Below are 16170 nucleotides of genomic sequence, written 5' to 3' on the forward strand. Positions count from 1 at the left end.
ACCTAAAAAGGTGGCTTTTAAACAACTTATTGTCCTGAACGGATAATATAATCAAATGCTGAAAGTGATGCTTTTGCGCCTTCACCTGTTGCAATAATAATTTGCTTGTAAGGTACTGTGGTACAGTCACCTGCGGCAAACACACCTTTTACATTCGTTTCATTACGCGCATTAATCACAATCTCACCACGTGGGCTTAACTCAACAGCACTTTCTTTTAAGAAATCTGTATTTGGTAATAAACCAATTTGTACAAAAATCCCTTCAAGTTCTACAACATGCTCTTGATCTGTTGTGCGGTCTTTGTATTTTAAACCTGTTACTTGTGAACCATCACCTAATACTTCTGTCGTTTGTGCACTTTTAATCACCGTACTGTTTGGTAAGCTGTTTAACTTATCTTGTAGTACTTGGTCTGCAAGAAGTTTATCGCTAAACTCTACAAGCGTTACATGCTCTACAATACCTGCCAAATCAATCGCAGCTTCTACACCAGAGTTACCACCACCAATAACAGCCACACGTTTGCCTTTAAACAACGGACCATCACAGTGTGGGCAATATGCCACGCCACGCGTACGGTATTCTACTTCACCCGGAACGTTTAACTCTCTCCAGCGTGCACCTGTTGAAAGAATAACGGTTTTAGACTCAAGTACAGCACCATTTTCTAAGTCAACTTTAACTAAACCATTTTCTGTTTGGTCAGCACCTGTTACGGCTTTAACACGTTGTAAGTTCATCAAATCAACATCGTATTCACGCACATGCGCTTCCATATCTGCTGAAAACTTAGGACCTACTGTTTTTTGTACTGTTGTAAAGTTTTCGATGTCCATGGTATCCATCACCTGACCACCAAAACGCTCTGCCACAATACCTGTGCGGATACCTTTACGTGCAGCATAAATAGCTGATGTACCACCTGCAGGACCACCACCAATCACAAGCACATCAAACGCTTCTTTTGCATTTAATTTTTCAGCTTCTTTTTCAGAAGAATTGGTATCAAGTTTTGCTACAATTTCTTCTAACGTCATACGCCCTTGCCCAATGTGTTCGTTATCTTGGAACACCATAGGTACAGCCATAATTTTACGTTCTTCTACTTCATCTTGGAAGAAAGAACCATCAATCATCGTTGCTGTGGCATTTGGGTTATAAACTGCAATTAAATTTAATGCTTGTACAACATCAGGGCAGTTGTGACAGCTTAATGATACAAATACGTCAAAGTTTGCTTTTAAGTTTAAACCTTTAATTTGTGTTAATACTTCATCAGACACTTTTGGTGCATAACCAGATACTTGCAACAACGCTAAAATAAGTGATGTAAACTCATGCCCCATTGGTAAGCCTGCAAAGTGTACACGTGGTTCTTCACCTGCTTTTGCAATACCAAAACTTGGACGGCGTGAATTTTGTCCATCTAAACGTGCAGTTACTTGGTCAGAAAGCTCAGCAATCTCTAATACAAGCTCTTTAATTTTTGTTGCTTTTTCTGATTCATCTAAAGATGCCACAATTTCAATTGGGCTCTCTAAACGCTCTAAGTATGCCTTTAATTGTGCTTTAATATTTTGGTCTAACATCGTTTAATCTCCAAGGGAGTAAATTCGTTTAATGATGCTATCTTAACGAAAGTTTCTTAACAGTCAAAACAGTATATTTTTATACTTACAATCGTTTTTTACGATATAAAGCGTTTTCTAATTTTTAGATTAAGTGCAGACGAATAATATCGTTCAATCAGATAAGCTAAAACATAAGCACCCAATAGGTAAACCACAAGCAATACCAGTTTGGTTAAATAATCTGTCTGTGATGGAATAAAATAAACTTTAATTAAACCTAAAATAATTAAGTGAAACAAATAAAGTTCATAGCTCCTTTGACCTATTGCAATCAAAAATTTTGAAAGCCACGTTGTTTTCATAGCGGTTTTAAAAGATAAGATTAAAACAGCGGTTGCAACTGCAAAAACACTCATACTCCATGTACTGACGTCTTTAATGGGTGCAATAAAATATAACGCCGTCATTACCAAAATAGCGGAGTATCCCCAAAATCTATTTAAACGTAACGTATCCCAAAGAAATGCTGTTAAACAGCCAATTGCAATAGCATCAAAACTTGCAAAATAATGGTATAGATAAGCCTCGTTTGGATCTAAAAAATAAGAAGCTCGTATAAAAGGCGCATACAAAATTAGTCCAAAAAAAATCGCATATTTAAACTTATTTTTTAATAAACTAATAATTGGAAATGCAAAATAAAAAACCTCTTCAACAGACAACGACCATAAAACACCTAACGCATAGTTGACCCAACCATATTTGATAATGAGCATATTCATCGAAAAAGTTAATGCAGATAGAACCGTTAAGGCATAAGAGACCGCTATGCCATTAGGTGCATGATTAACAAATGGGGCTAATCCGAATTGCCCTAACACCGTAACAATAGCCAATAATAAAAATAAACAAGGTAAAATACGTGCACAACGGCGTATATAAAAATTGGCGATAAAACTTTGGCGTTTTAATGTTGTTTGCGTAATTAAAAATCCTGAAATTACAAAGAACATCGTAACGCCATAATTCCCATTGCGTGCAATCAATAGTAGTTCACCAATTTTATAAGGAATACAAAAGTGATGAACCAGTACCAGTAAAATGGCAATCCCACGCAAAATATCTATTTGTTTAATATGTTGCATACCCATCCTAAGGTTTGAAATATTTAGTTAAACTTTTGTCTATTAATCAAGCAACAAGAATAAAAATCTGTCCCGTTTATTTTGTGTATATTTATTTGTTAAATTTGTATATCCATACGCCTTATATTTAATTAAACCCATGTTTTATATCAATAAATATAAAAATATTTCTTTGATCGAAAATCGCTTTTTTCTCTAAATTAGCGTATAAAAACTAGACAACACATTAGATGACATTAAAAAAACCTCGTGTTATACCTAAATAACAAGTGTATGAAATCTAGCCATTTTTGCTTTTATACACAACAACAAATGAAGGAATATTATGTCTGTAAGAAAAGATGACGAATTAGACAAACCGTCGAATCATACAGCAGTTGATAATGAAAAAGTATCATATACCTCTGATGAAGAAACTAACTTTTTAAGCCCAGATACTTTTTTATTAACAGCTTCTACCATTGCGGCAATTGCAGGATTTTTATACGGTTACGATACAGGCATCATCTCAGGTGCCTTACTACAAATCACCCATGATTTTAGCTTATCCTCTCATGCACAAGAGCTCGTCACCAGTGCCATTTTAGTCGGTGCCGTTGTCGGCTCCATTACGTGCGGTAAGCTATCTACCATTTTAGGTAGACGCTATACCGTCATGATTGTGGCAGCGATTTTTGCAGTGGGTGTCATTGCCTCAGGTATGTCACCTAATGCCTATGCCTTAGGTGCTGCACGTTTGGTCTTAGGTTTTGCGGTTGGGGGGGCATCTCAAATTGTACCTGTTTACATTGCTGAACTTGCCCCACCTGCTAAACGTGGACGTTTAGTCACATTTTTTAATATCTCTATTGGGCTTGGCATTTTAACTGCTGCTTTAGTGGGCACTTTTTTACAAGATGCTTGGACATGGCGTACCATGTTTTCGGTAGCGGCTATTCCTGCCACCATTTTGTTTTTAGGTATGTTGCCCCTACCCGAAAGTCCACGTTGGTTGGTCAGCAAAAAACGCCTTAAAGAAGCACATATTGCCTTAGATGCTGTACGTGAAACTGAAGAAGAAGTTCGTAAAGAAATTAAATCCATTAAACGTGTACACGAAAAAGCCCAACGTAAATCAACAGGCAGTTGGAAAGACCTTAAACAGCCTTGGCTACGTCCTGCACTCATTGTCGGTTTAGGTATTGCTGCATTTACCCAATTATCGGGTATTGAGATGATGATTTACTACACACCAACATTTTTAACAGATGCAGGATTTAGTCGTGATGCTGCGTTGTATTCTGCTTTGGGTGTCGCTGCTATTTATCTTGTGCTTACCATTACAGGAAAATTACTAGTAGACCGTATTGGACGCCGTACACTCACGCTTTGGATGATTCCGGGTGCAGTCATTAGTCTAGTTTTACTTGGTTTTATGTTTAAATTAGATGCCTCAGGTGGACAACATGGTTGGCTGATTGTGGCTTGTTTATTTGCCTTTATGGTATTTAACTCAGGCGGTATTCAAGTCATTGGTTGGTTAGTTGGTTCAGAAATTTATCCTCTAGGGATCCGCGAAAAAGCAACAAGTTTACATGCAGCAACCTTATGGGGATCTAACCTACTTCTTACCGCTACTGCACTTTCGATGGTCAACTTGCTAGGTATTGGTGGTGCAATGTGGTTTTATGCTTTCCTTAACTTTTTAGGGTTTGTCTTCATTTACTTTATGATGCCTGAAACCAAAGGACGAAGTTTAGAAGAAATTGAAACCTCTCTTAAAGAGGGTACATTTTACCCTTCTAAATAAATAAAAATGGAAGCTTAAACGCTTCCATTTTTTTAGTGCCAATGTTTACATTTGCTTGTTTTGCCAATACCGGGGTTAAAACTATTTGTAGGGTCTAGTTCTTTAAAGTGATCCTGATAATCTTGTGATGCATGATACAAATGCCCAACATTATGTTCGGCAGGATATTTTGCACCACGCTCGTCTAAATATTTTAATACGTCTTGTTTAAATTTTTTACCATCTACATTTGGCTTTAAAATATAATCCTGATGATTCACAAAACAGAAAAAATGCCCACAACATGAGTCAAACATAATTTGCTCTTGCAAATGTGGGGGCAATTTTACACGCCACTCATCGTCATTACGGCGTAACGCAAAGTCAAAGGCAATTAAACGCTCGTTTGTATTAATCGCCTCACTTTCACAATAATAAACTGTACAGCCACCCACACCAAAGCGGATTAAAAATGCGTTTTTTTCTTCTGCTGCATTACATTCAAAAAACTGCCCTGTTCTATTTGCAAAGAATGTTTGTAAATGTTGTTGAAGCTCTTGCTTTTGAGACGCATCAGTTTTAATCATTAAATGGTGTTCAAACCGATGGTGATAATCCATAATTCTTTTTTTAATACCTGATGGCGTAATTCTATTAACCCATTGAATTACCCGATCTATGGTATTTTTAGGCAAAAATGGAATTTTTTGAACACGCTTTGCCCATGTGTTCTTTAATTCAAATAATTCAGGGATTTTCTCTGCACCAAACCAATCAATTGCACGGTAAATATGTTTGGCGTACTGTTGTGTAAGATCAAATGCTTCTTTATGAATATATTCAGCTTGTTGGGGCAATACAGTAAGATGTTGTAATAAATGACGGCGTAACTCCACCAATTCATACTCATCATTTGTACCAATATAAAACGTACTAGACGCACCACTTGCTTCAAACGTAGGTAGACGCACAGCAAACACGGCAAGTTTGCCAGAACAACCTGCGCTATCGTGTAAATACGTTGGATTACCATTAAAACGTGTTGGTTTAGCAGACTCTACATCTCGTAAATCTTGAGCATACCCATCTGCCCACAAACGTCCATTCCAATCAGGTTGTGTACCTGTGGTGTACTCTTTTTTTTCTAAACGACTAAAAATTTCTTCGGGAGTATTACCTAAATCAATCCCTAAATGATTGACCAATTCTAATTGCCCCTGTGCATTAATTTGAGCAAATAAAGACTTTTCTGTAAACGCAGGACCACGACGAATTAAAGAACCACCCGAGTTATTACATACTCCACCAATCACCGATGCACCAATACAAGAAGAACCAATCACAGAATGTGGCTCACGTTGATGTGGCTTTAACGCATTTTCAAGTTCAGTTAGCGTGGTGCCCGGAAAGGTAAGCACCTGTTGTGCATTTTCTATAAGTTGTAAACCTTTTAAATGACGAGTACTCACCACTACAATATCACGATCATAATTATTTTCATTGGGTGTAGAACCGCCTGTTACGCCTGTGTTAGATGCCTGCATTAAAATAATTAAATCATGTGCCACACATATTTTTAATATTTGCCATAGTTCAATCAAAGTTTTAGGAATAGCCACCGCTAATGCTTGCCCTTCACCTACTCTAAATCCTTTTACATAGGGAGCTTTATCTAATTCTTCTGTAAGTACATCCGTGATTTGTTTTAATTCTGAGACAACATCCTTGCTCATTTTTCTGTCCTATAAGTTTACACGCTGTAAATTTACTCCTATTACGTATAAATAACTGCTGATATGGATAATTCAAATTATTATTTTTATATCTATCTAATTTATCATTATAAAAAAGCCTCCCGTAGGAGGCTCATTTAATTATTTTGCATATACCGGAAATTTTGCACAAACTTCACTTACTTTTTCTTTTACAGCATTAATCACGGCTTCATCACCTTTGCTGTCTAAGATATCTGCAATCCAATTTGCAAGATCACGCACTTCTGTTTCGCCAAAACCACGGGTTGTTACAGCTGGTGTACCAATACGGATTCCTGATGTCACAAATGGAGAGCGAGGATCATTTGGAACAGAGTTTTTATTTACAGTAATGTGTGCTGCACCTAACCATGCATCTGCTTCTTTACCTGTAATATCTTGTTTAATTAAAGACAATAAGAATAAATGGTTATCTGTACCACCTGATACAACTTCGTAGCCACGTTCAAGCAATACTTCTGCCATTGCTTGTGCATTTTTAACAACAGTTGCTTGGTATTGTTTAAATTCAGGTGACATTGCTTCTTTAAAGCAAATTGCTTTTGCAGCAATCGCATGAACCAATGGACCACCTTGGTTACCTGGAAATACAGCAGATTGAAGTTTTTTCTCAACTTCTTCGTTTGCTTTTGCCAAGATTAAACCAGAACGTGGACCACGCAATGTTTTATGTGTAGTTGTCGTAGTTACGTCAGCGATTTGCACTGGGTTTGGATAAACACCTGCTGCCACTAAACCTGCAACGTGTGCCATATCCACAAACAAATATGCGCCTACCTTGTCTGCAATATCACGGAAACGTTGCCAATCCACCACACGGCTATATGCAGAAAAACCTGCAACAATCATACGAGGCTTATGCTCTAACGCTAAGCGTTCTACTTCTTCGTAATCAATCTCGCCTGTTTCTGGGTTTAAACCATATTGAATTGCGTTATATGTTTTACCCGAAAAGCTTACTTTTGCACCGTGTGTTAAATGACCACCATGTGCCAAGCTCATACCTAATACCGTATCACCTGGGTTTAAAAGTGCTAAATAAACAGCTGAGTTTGCTTGAGAACCTGCATGCGGTTGAACGTTTGCGTAATCTGCACCAAACAATTCTTTTGCACGGTCAATTGCCATTTGTTCAATAACATCAACGTACTCACAACCACCGTAATAGCGTTTGCCAGGATAGCCTTCTGCATATTTATTTGTTAATTTACTTCCTTGTGCTTCCATGACTGCTGGTGAGCAGTAGTTTTCCGAAGCGATTAACTCAATGTGTGCTTCTTGACGTTCATCTTCGGCAACAATGGCTTTTGCTAGTTCTGGATCAAATTCAGAAATAGAGATATTGGCAAACATTAGCGAGGTCCTATTAATTAGGGCTTTTAAGCCGTGCTAAAATTGAACTGTATTCTAGCACGAAGTTTGTTCATTTTTGTGGGGAACTTTGCTAATCGTTTAAGAAAAATTGTTCAAGATTAAGGATTTAGACATTTTTTCCAATCAAATATTTTCACATGACTAATTCTATGTTTTAATTAACGTTTTTACTAAAAAAATAAAGTTTATTAGTCTGTTTTATGCTAGCGTAATCTAAATACATAAAATCATTGGATAAGAAGATGAATAAGATATTATGTTTTGGTCTAGCATGTTTTGGCAGCTTTTCTATTAATAGCCATGCCATGCCTTTAAATCCTCATATAATTCAAAAATCTATTTATATGGAGTTTTTTTCCAAAAAAACAGATTCTATTGATCTTATAAGAAAAGGTGTTGCCAAGAATACTGCTGTGCAAGGATTAGCTATAAATAATAATACTTCTACGCTATACACTATCCATAGCTATGGAAAACCGCAAAATGCAGTCATTAATCGTTTTGACTATGATCCAACAAAATCTACATTAAATGCCTTAGATACACAAAAACCCTCTCAATTTATAGGCCATCAAGGCATTACTATAGACCAACAAACAAATATGTTATGGGCATCTGCAGGCGATGCGATTGAAAACAAAGGTTTGAATATTATTGGTTTTAGGTACACAGCTAATAACGATGTAATCAATCCTATTATAATTAAAGTATTTAGCGATGATTATAATAAAAATACTTATGCTATGCCTGTTATTACACCTGACCATCATTTTTTACTTGTTCGTGGTAATAAAAATGGAACAAATGTAGTTCGAGGCTACGATTTAAACCATGTATCTCTTGATCATTCTCAAGATATTAGTCAACAAGCTAGTTTTGAGTGGGTTATTAATAAAAATTTTTATAAGGATAAATATGCGTTACAAGGTTTAGCAAGTGATGGAAAATATATTTATCTAATGAGTGGTGGAGAAAATGATCAGAATAAAAGAATTCAAGTCTACGATCTAAATGGTCAACTTTTACAAAATTTAAATCAAGTCACGGTAGGAAAACTAGATAATTTATTTAATCGTAAAACAGATGGGTACTGGGAACCTGAAGGTCTTGCTATAGATAGCAAAAATAAAAAGCTCTTAATTCTGTTTGCAGCAGGTAATACAAAGAACTCCATAGGAAAACTATACTCAATCTCTATAGGGAATTAACTAGCCTGCAAAATTTATGAGTGATACATTATATATATTTAGCTTTCTCAATGATTATGCGTAGTATTATTTTAGATACAGAAACTCATGCACTAAATGGTTTACCTATTGAAATTGCATATGCCCCTGTAGAATTACAACAAGGGCAACTTACTTTAGATAAAGAGAAAATTTTTGATCAACTTTATTCAGTTGGCGAACCAATCTCTTATGGCTCTATGGCAGTCCACCATATTTTAGAATCTGATATTGCAGGACAACCATTTTATACAGAATTTAAACTACCCCAAGAAGTCACTTATATTATTGGACATAATATTGAGTACGACATCAAGGCAATTGAGCGTTGTGGCGTGGATGTTAGCCATTTAAAACCAATTTGCACACTGGCTTTAGCGAGACAAGTTTGGAAAGATGCAGAAGCTCATAATATTTCAGCTCTGATTTACCAAATAAGTAAAGGAAGCGAGAAAGCACGCCAACTGTTAAAAGGTGCGCATCGTGCAGATGCAGATATTATCTTAACTGCAAATATTTTAATGCATATCATTAGCTTAACAAATGCTACTGATATGGAAGAGCTTTATCAGCTTTCTGAAGAAGCAAAAGTTCCAAAAACCATGCCATTTGGTAAGCATAAAGGCATAGATCTTAAAGATCTTCCTATAGATTATGTATCATGGTTGCGTAAGAAGACTGATTTGGACCCTCATTTATTAACCGCTTTAGATAAAGCAGGCTTATAGTTAAATATTTGTTTACATTTAAATTTAGACAAGTTACATACTTTTTTGAAATAGTAGCCCTACTTTTTTAATTTAGGCGACTGTATGGTTACTATTTTTTTTGTTTCCGTAATCGCAACAATTTTGCTTACACCTGGTCCAACAAACACACTTCTTGCTTCATCAGGAATTCAAGCAGGGATAAAAAAATCAATTCGCTTAGTTCCATCAGAGGTGTTTGGCTACCTTATTTCAATTACATTATGGGGAGTTTTATTACAATCAGTTTCACAATATTTGCCTTGGCTACCCTCTGTTCTTAAGCTACTCAGCGCATCTTATATTATTTTTTTAGCACTTAAGTTATGGAAAACATCAACTCAAAAAGTAAACTTAGAACAATCAACGATTACTGCAAAAGCACTATTTTGTGCCACACTTTTAAACCCTAAAGCACTGTTATTTGCTTCTACTGTATTTCCACAAACAGCTTGGTCAAATTTATCTATTTACCTTGTACATATGTCTGTGTTTTTACTCCTCATTACGCCTATTGCATTTTTATGGATTGTATTTGGAGCGGCACTCATATCTAACAAAATAAAATGGCTGAATCAGTGTAATTTACAGCGTACAGCAAGTTTAATTTTAATTAGTTTTTCAATTCCGCTTAGTTACTCTGCAATCTTAAAACTATAAAAAAAGCCCCACATTGGGGCTTTTTACTTAGTTTATTCTTGTTGCATTTGAAATCATTTTACTTGGTAAAGTTTCAGTTAAAACTACCACTAAAGTTTGTGCGTCTTTTTTACCTTTAATTTTATTTTGCTCTAACACAAGTTGTGTATCTGTTGGTGTTAGTTTATACATTGCACCATTTACAGGATCTACTGCAAACAAACCAATTGGTCCACCAAATACAAAGTTACCAAAATACCAACCGCTTAATGTACCTTTAACTTCTACAGTTCTTGGTTGATACCCTGCTTTTGAAAAGGTAATTTGGTAACTTTCAGGTTTAAAGTAACCACTGCCTTTACGCAAATCTACTGTTGCAGGCGTTTGACCATTTAAAACAACATTACCTGCACGATTTTTAATTTGAATATTTGAATTTTCAGGTGTTGTTTTGAACGAAATGGTTTGGGTAGAGCCTTTAATAATGGTTGCACACCCAGTCATTGCTAAAGCGGATGTTACCATGATTGCTAATACTGTTTTTTTCATTGTAAATCACTTAAAATTTAAATATAAGATCATACATTATAATACATTTAAGTTTTTGATACAGGCGAAGAAATGATTTTATCAATACTTTCAATGGTTTTAAACGTGGTTGAACATTCAATATTTTGGCATTGGTAATAAACTTCTTTGGTGTTGGTTGTAATATATCGGCTTGTACGTGTATGTGACGCTTTTTGGCAAATTGGACAACGCATCATAATATTTTTTTCCTATACAAAAAAAAAGCCACATAAACTATGTGGCTTGGGTTTCTTTAGTCCAAAAAAAAGCCCATCAAAAATTGATGAGCTTTAAACGGAATTTTTCACTATAGAAATATAGTACCCTATTCTTCTTTAAAATGCAAGCTTAATGTTTCCCTAATGCAACTTTATAATCATTTAATACAAGATGTGCATCAAAGATTGCTTGCTCTAAAGTTTCTTGCATAAGTTGTTCGTATTTTTTCCATGTCATACGATACGCATTCACATTAATTTTAAAACTATGGATGCCTGCATAAAATAAACGTCCTTGTGCGGTATAAAAATCATTTAATTGCGGGTCTAACATAAAATCAATTACAAGGCGTGCCATAAGCCAAGCAAGTTGTTCAATCGTAATAAAGTCTGGCATTCTTTTTTTATCTTGCTTGGCTTTTTGAATAAAAACCTGTGCAAGATACATTCTAACTTGTTGATATTCCTCTTTAGAAATATTTTTATAAATCATTAGTGTTGCAACTGCTTTAATAAAGTTATCATCAATTCTTGAGAAAACGCCTAAACGTTCTTGATATAACATTTGTGTTTGTTTAGGTGTAATATCACCTTTTTTATAATTTGGTGAACGAGAAGTCAGACCTTGTGCATACCATTCAAAAATATTTAGAATTTCATCATTCATGTGTGTCATCGTATTGCCTCTTCGTTATTATCTTATCAATAGAGTCTATTTTACCCGAAAAGTTTCCTTAAGTAAACAAAAAGTTTCCCAAAAGATAATGAATTCAGTTTACTATAGGAAACTTAAATGGGAGGCATTAGATGAATGAAGTTCGGGATCGTATCATTGCACGCATGAAAACGCTGAACCTTAAACAGGTTGATTTAGTGCAAGCAACTGGACTCAGTAAAGGTACTATTTCTAAATGGTTATCGGGCATGAATATACCGAGCAACACTGCTCTACCTCGGTTGGCTCATGTTTTACAAACAACGAGTGAATGGCTCATTAGCGGTCAAGAGACTCATCAATTTGAACCTGTTGATGTGTGGGATGATGAAACTCCACTCGAAGATGACGAAGTTGAAATTAAGTTTTTCAAGGATTTTCGTTTTGCCTGTGGGGCAGGCAATATTAGCGAAGCTTTAGAAAGTGAAGGAAGAAAATTGAGGCTATCTAAAATAACACTAAGACGCTTAAATATTGAGTATATGAATGCTGTTGCAACCACAGCTGAAGGGGATTCAATGGCACCAACTATTAAAGATGGTGATACAATTCATATTGATACAGGACGGACAACAATTAAAGATGGTCGAATTTTTGCTGTTTGTCATGGTGGATTATTTAAAGCAAAGCGTTTGTATAATTTACCAATGGGTGGAATAAGAATTGTATCGGATAATTCGGTAGAGTTTCCTGAAGAACGTTTAACAGCAGAAGAAATACAAGAACAGCAGTTTGAAATAATTGGATGGATATGGCAAATTGCATCCTTAGAAAGATGGTAAAAAGAAACCCACAGCACGTGGGTTTTTCTTATTTTGCAGGGTGTAATTTCAGCCATTTTTCCATCATCTGAATTTCTTTATTTTGTGCTTTAATAATAGATTGTGCTAAACGGCGTATTTGTGGATCCTTTCCATGCTGTAACTCTTGTTCAGACATTTTTACTGCGCCTTTATGATGCTCAATCATACCTTTTACAAAATTTATGTCTGCATTTTGCCCATGAATGTTATCTACCATCATCATATTTGAATGAGATAATGGCATTTTTTCAGCATAAGCTACTGTACAACTTAATCCTATTAAAGTTATCGCAAGTAATTTTTTCATCCTATTTCCTTCAAGTAAGTATGAATAATGCAAGAACCAATCATAACTATATTTTTGGTGAGATTTGTTATCATTTAAAACTCATATTGTAAACCAGCATTGACGCCTATATATCGATTTGAACTACCTGACTGTTCTACTTTTTCACTAATTTTTCTTTTCTTTCCTTCCTCAATTACAGAAAGCTGACCTAAATTTCTTTGAAAGTCAGTCCATGTCATTTCCGTAAAGATTTTAGCATATGGCATGATGTAATAACCCGCATTTATATTAGCGGAGAAATATTGTCCGTTGTAAGATTTACCATGTATGACCATATCGCGTAAATAATGTTGATCTTCTGTCGATACTCTACTCCATGTACTATACTTTATACCTGCATTTAACTCTATATTTCCTTTTTAATAGTTACTTAATAACCCAATATATGGTGTTTTAAAATTCTGTTTATAGCCACCAACTGTTAAATTATCAAAGAGTTTTCCCTGAATAGATTGTGCTGTGTCAGGAATATAATTTTGATTAGTATCTTTATCGCTATATTTAAATGTTCCACCTTTTGCAGTCCAACTAAAATGATCCTGCTGATAACCTGCTGTTAAACCTATTTTATAATGTGGTTTTTCAAGAACCCAAGCCGTTACATTCAAGTCAACATGATTAGCCGAGTTTAAACGCGTATTATTGTGATACGACCAGTCTGTAACTTGGTTCTTATTATTATCGTTTAGCCAATCATAATCATTCATCATTGAGTGATTATTATTAAAAGTTGTCCACCCATTTATATTGAATGCAAGCCATGGAAAAATACTCCATGTTAATTCAGTTTTTATTATTGGAGTATTTTTGATTTCCCAAGTTAATAAACTAATATTATGTCCTTCATTTGGTAAATATAATGATTCTTTTGCTTGTCCTCCTGTAATCATACCTAAAGCAATACTGCTTGAAATTTTAGAAGATACAACTTCTTTATTAAGTTGTTCTTGTGTACGATTATTTTGAATAAAATCATTTGCTTTTATTTCTTGTCTAGAAATAATTTTTTGTGGTTGCAAATCTGTTTCTGCTACAGTTTCTTCAACAGTATTAGGTGGTAATTCTTCATTAATCTTTAAAGGATGCCAAACAGCAGACACTGCGAATGTCATAGGAAAAAAAAGTAAATTTCCTATCATTATTTTTTTAAAATTATTTTTCATAACCCCTCCATAATACATTCATAATAACAAAATATAGATACAAAAAGCTACATATTATGAATAAGGGTTGGTAATATATCTTTCATTATTTTTAGCTAAAATCTTCTTAAGACAACACTTTGGTGGTTCTTATGATGATGATCGTTTTAATTTTTATGATGCTATATATTGTTTATAAATCAGCATTTATTACTTTAAAGATATGTGATGAGTCATAGTTTCACTTATATACATTTAAATAAAAATAGGAATTGTAAGCTATCTTGAAAAAGGCGGTGATTTATTTTAATAAGAATTGAGAAATGCTGTATTTGGTACCCCCAGCGTGCTTATAATTCATCACTTAAATATTTGAAATTAATCAATATTAATAAAAGATTATTTTGATTGTAACGCAACCTGTAACGCAATAGACTAAATTGGTCTATGGCTATAATTTTTTATTTCAATTAATCTTTATATGGGCTTATCTGCAGTATATAAATATAGCATTTTAGTGGAGTATCAGTTTTTAGATTTTATTTTGCATTTGTGATCGTAAGTGAAAATAGAGAAATTCCTATATATCAAAAATAGTTTTTCAAAAATATATTAATATATAATTAAACTTTTAGAAATTAATTATTTAGTATGGACATTAACTATCTCGTTAGCCTTACAACTCCAAGCGTGTCGTCTGAAGGCAATATATCATGGACAGCAATTGGGGCAATAACAGCAGCATCTATTGCAGCAATAATAGCTTTTATTACAATGGTTGTAACCAAAGAAAATAGTGTTTCACAATTCCGTCAAGATTGGATAAAAGAGATAAGATCTGAATTAATTGAATTCATATATTCTTTAAAAGAATTGGATAGTGTTGAAAAAAGTGCTGCTAATAAACCAAGCACAAAAGAGTACGAGACAGAGAAGAAATTAATCATTGAAAAAATTCACGTCGCATATTTAAAGATCAGATTGAAATTAAGTGGAATGCAGACACATGACAAAAAATTGCTTACACATGTGGATGCGCTATATATAAATTTTGAAAATTTTCTATCTGGTACTAGTAGTGATCTAACGGATGATCGGACAAATTATGAGGTAATTGATATTTTCTTAAAAAAAGAATGGGAAAGGGTTAAAGGGGGTGAAAAATGGTTTAAGTATTCAAAAAATATTATCTTAGGTATTCTGTTTAGTTTATTGGGTGGTGGATATTCTAATTTAATATTTCAGCATAATTATATAATTACAGACAACTACTCATTCTTTTTCGGCAGCTTAATTTCTTTATTGATATATATTATTCTTTGTATTTTGTTTAATTCATTTACTTTTTCTTTTGTAAGAAAAAGCCCTAATTAATTAGGGCTTTCTCCCCGCATCAGCTCGGTACTCATCAGCAACTTTTGCCATGTTTCGATATTCTGTGATGCAACTTGAGAGTACGTTACCTTGGACTCTTGAGTATTCTTCGACTGCTTCTCGTCTTGCGGTTTTAACACGGCTGTTGGCTTGGGTAAGTTGCTTTGACAAGCTGTCAGCCCGAGTGTGAGCCAAATCAGCATCACGCGAGATTTGTTTGAGTTTAGCATTGTAGGTTTGCTCCGCTTCGATCAGTTGTTGTTGTGCTTCGACTTGCGCTTTAAGTTGCTCTTGTTGTGTCTTTTGAATGTAAATAAGATGCTGATTTTTCAGGTTTTCTATGGCATGTGTTTTATTGGTAACTAAGGTAATCATGCCCATCAGCACAAACACCAGTACCCCGATAATGCCCTCACGCCAAAATTTGATGAGTAGTGCTAAGCTCATTGGTTCTCTCCGATACATTTCTGATAGCGTTCTAATTGACGCGTATACACGCCATAGCAATTGTTTGAGCGAACCTTACAGTCACGCTTCGCCACGTAGCGGTATTGCAGGAGTGAGCGACAAGCCTGTGCATATTGACCATTTAACAGATTGGTACGCATAGACGACTTGTTAAATGCACCAATGCCGTATTGGTAGACAAAGTCGAGATACACGTCATATTCAGTTTGTGACAATGCAACTTTTGGAATTGAGTTTTTAAGCTGACGTTCTGTTTTACCCACATGCTGACGTAAGTAATGATC

The 16170-nt window shown here is 34.9% G+C and carries 16 protein-coding genes and 1 pseudogene; 6 read left to right on the top strand and 11 right to left on the bottom strand.

Translation table 11 applies throughout. The annotated features are described in order from the left end of the window. Positions 1–26: 26 nt before the first annotated feature. Positions 27–1592 (bottom strand): alkyl hydroperoxide reductase subunit F, encoded by a 1566-nt coding sequence (gene ahpF / locus PCI70_RS09285; RefSeq protein ID WP_269915054.1) that lies wholly within the window; start codon positions 1590–1592, stop codon positions 27–29. Between the two features lie 98 nt (positions 1593–1690). Continuing rightward, the gene (locus tag PCI70_RS09290) at positions 1691–2719 is read right to left on the bottom strand and encodes an acyltransferase family protein (protein ID WP_269915055.1); all 1029 of its coding nucleotides are present in this window, start codon (positions 2717–2719) and stop codon (positions 1691–1693) included. 325 nt (positions 2720–3044) lie between these two features. Between PCI70_RS09290 and PCI70_RS09295 the strand changes: the two genes are divergently transcribed. Then, positions 3045–4508, top strand: a complete 1464-nt coding sequence (locus tag PCI70_RS09295) for a sugar porter family MFS transporter (protein ID WP_269915056.1) — start codon at positions 3045–3047, stop codon at positions 4506–4508. Between the two features lie 32 nt (positions 4509–4540). Here the strand turns inward: PCI70_RS09295 and dld are convergent, their stop codons facing one another. Together dld and glyA are read right to left on the bottom strand one after the other, a co-directional pair. Further along, a complete protein-coding gene (gene dld, locus PCI70_RS09300) occupies positions 4541–6220 on the bottom strand; it encodes a D-lactate dehydrogenase (protein ID WP_269915057.1) in 1680 nt (559 codons plus the stop codon). A 141-nt stretch (positions 6221–6361) separates the two neighbouring features. Continuing rightward, positions 6362–7615, bottom strand: a complete 1254-nt coding sequence (gene glyA, locus PCI70_RS09305) for a serine hydroxymethyltransferase (RefSeq protein WP_269915058.1) — start codon at positions 7613–7615, stop codon at positions 6362–6364. A gap of 263 nt (positions 7616–7878) precedes the next feature. Here glyA and PCI70_RS09310 point away from each other — a divergent pair, with 263 nt between their 5' ends. From PCI70_RS09310 to PCI70_RS09320, 3 genes are all read left to right on the top strand, one after another. Beyond that, on the top strand, positions 7879–8844 hold the full coding sequence (locus PCI70_RS09310) for a phage baseplate protein (RefSeq protein WP_269915059.1): 966 nt from the start codon (positions 7879–7881) through the stop codon (positions 8842–8844). A gap of 56 nt (positions 8845–8900) precedes the next feature. Next, positions 8901–9590 (top strand): putative quorum-sensing-regulated virulence factor, encoded by a 690-nt coding sequence (locus tag PCI70_RS09315; RefSeq protein ID WP_269915060.1) that lies wholly within the window; start codon positions 8901–8903, stop codon positions 9588–9590. An 84-nt stretch (positions 9591–9674) separates the two neighbouring features. Further along, complete coding sequence (locus tag PCI70_RS09320) at positions 9675–10268, top strand: LysE family translocator (RefSeq protein ID WP_269915061.1); 594 nt, start codon at positions 9675–9677, stop codon at positions 10266–10268. A gap of 27 nt (positions 10269–10295) precedes the next feature. On the opposite strand, the gene PCI70_RS09325 is transcribed toward PCI70_RS09320, so the two are convergent. From PCI70_RS09325 to PCI70_RS09335, 3 genes are all read right to left on the bottom strand, one after another. After that, positions 10296–10796: a hypothetical protein gene (locus PCI70_RS09325; protein ID WP_269915062.1), complete on the bottom strand. Its 501-nt coding sequence runs from the start codon at positions 10794–10796 to the stop codon at positions 10296–10298. 47 nt (positions 10797–10843) lie between these two features. Beyond that, positions 10844–11014, bottom strand: a complete 171-nt coding sequence (locus tag PCI70_RS09330; protein WP_269915063.1) for an ogr/Delta-like zinc finger family protein — start codon at positions 11012–11014, stop codon at positions 10844–10846. A 151-nt stretch (positions 11015–11165) separates the two neighbouring features. Beyond that, positions 11166–11711, bottom strand: coding sequence for a hypothetical protein (locus PCI70_RS09335; protein WP_269915064.1), 546 nt, complete (start codon positions 11709–11711; stop codon positions 11166–11168). Positions 11712–11842: 131 nt separating this feature from the next. Here PCI70_RS09335 and PCI70_RS09340 point away from each other — a divergent pair, with 131 nt between their 5' ends. Next, positions 11843–12532 carry a helix-turn-helix transcriptional regulator gene (locus tag PCI70_RS09340; protein WP_269915065.1) on the top strand — a complete coding sequence of 230 codons (690 nt, stop codon included), beginning with the start codon at positions 11843–11845 and terminating at the stop codon, positions 12530–12532. Positions 12533–12560: 28 nt separating this feature from the next. Here PCI70_RS09340 and copM read toward each other — a convergent pair whose 3' ends face one another. Together copM and PCI70_RS09350 are read right to left on the bottom strand one after the other, a co-directional pair. Beyond that, positions 12561–12860 carry a CopM family metallochaperone gene (gene copM, locus PCI70_RS09345; protein WP_269915066.1) on the bottom strand — a complete coding sequence of 100 codons (300 nt, stop codon included), beginning with the start codon at positions 12858–12860 and terminating at the stop codon, positions 12561–12563. Between the two features lie 74 nt (positions 12861–12934). Beyond that, positions 12935–14083 (bottom strand): annotated as a pseudogene (locus PCI70_RS09350) (omptin family outer membrane protease). Between the two features lie 651 nt (positions 14084–14734). Between PCI70_RS09350 and PCI70_RS09355 the strand changes: the two are divergent. Continuing rightward, complete coding sequence (locus PCI70_RS09355; protein ID WP_269915067.1) at positions 14735–15418, top strand: hypothetical protein; 684 nt, start codon at positions 14735–14737, stop codon at positions 15416–15418. Here the strand turns inward: PCI70_RS09355 and PCI70_RS09360 are convergent, their stop codons facing one another. Together PCI70_RS09360 and PCI70_RS09365 are read right to left on the bottom strand one after the other, a co-directional pair. Continuing rightward, the gene (locus PCI70_RS09360; RefSeq protein WP_269915068.1) at positions 15419–15865 is read right to left on the bottom strand and encodes a hypothetical protein; all 447 of its coding nucleotides are present in this window, start codon (positions 15863–15865) and stop codon (positions 15419–15421) included. Beyond that, a partial coding sequence (locus tag PCI70_RS09365) for a glycoside hydrolase family protein (protein ID WP_269915069.1) occupies positions 15862–16170 on the bottom strand: 309 nt, incomplete at its 5' end. The genes PCI70_RS09360 and PCI70_RS09365, both read right to left, overlap by 4 nt.

Origin of the sequence: Acinetobacter sp. HY1485 (genome assembly GCF_027568475.1) — a bacterium.
Lineage (GTDB): Bacteria > Pseudomonadota > Gammaproteobacteria > Pseudomonadales > Moraxellaceae > Acinetobacter.

Bases quoted from the DNA above. Each gene is read 5' to 3' on its own strand.
- ahpF (WP_269915054.1), bottom strand. From the start codon at position 1,592: ATGTTAGACCAAAATATTAAAGCACAATTAAAGGCATACTTAGAGCGT.
- PCI70_RS09290 (WP_269915055.1), bottom strand. From the start codon at position 2,719: ATGCAACATATTAAACAAATAGATATTTTGCGTGGGATTGCCATTTTA.
- PCI70_RS09295 (WP_269915056.1), top strand. From the start codon at position 3,045: ATGTCTGTAAGAAAAGATGACGAATTAGACAAACCGTCGAATCATACA.
- dld (WP_269915057.1), bottom strand. From the start codon at position 6,220: ATGAGCAAGGATGTTGTCTCAGAATTAAAACAAATCACGGATGTACTT.
- glyA (WP_269915058.1), bottom strand. From the start codon at position 7,615: ATGTTTGCCAATATCTCTATTTCTGAATTTGATCCAGAACTAGCAAAA.
- PCI70_RS09310 (WP_269915059.1), top strand. From the start codon at position 7,879: ATGAATAAGATATTATGTTTTGGTCTAGCATGTTTTGGCAGCTTTTCT.
- PCI70_RS09315 (WP_269915060.1), top strand. From the start codon at position 8,901: ATGCGTAGTATTATTTTAGATACAGAAACTCATGCACTAAATGGTTTA.
- PCI70_RS09320 (WP_269915061.1), top strand. From the start codon at position 9,675: ATGGTTACTATTTTTTTTGTTTCCGTAATCGCAACAATTTTGCTTACA.
- PCI70_RS09325 (WP_269915062.1), bottom strand. From the start codon at position 10,796: ATGAAAAAAACAGTATTAGCAATCATGGTAACATCCGCTTTAGCAATG.
- PCI70_RS09330 (WP_269915063.1), bottom strand. From the start codon at position 11,014: ATGATGCGTTGTCCAATTTGCCAAAAAGCGTCACATACACGTACAAGC.
- PCI70_RS09335 (WP_269915064.1), bottom strand. From the start codon at position 11,711: ATGACACACATGAATGATGAAATTCTAAATATTTTTGAATGGTATGCA.
- PCI70_RS09340 (WP_269915065.1), top strand. From the start codon at position 11,843: ATGAATGAAGTTCGGGATCGTATCATTGCACGCATGAAAACGCTGAAC.
- copM (WP_269915066.1), bottom strand. From the start codon at position 12,860: ATGAAAAAATTACTTGCGATAACTTTAATAGGATTAAGTTGTACAGTA.
- PCI70_RS09360 (WP_269915068.1), bottom strand. From the start codon at position 15,865: ATGAGCTTAGCACTACTCATCAAATTTTGGCGTGAGGGCATTATCGGG.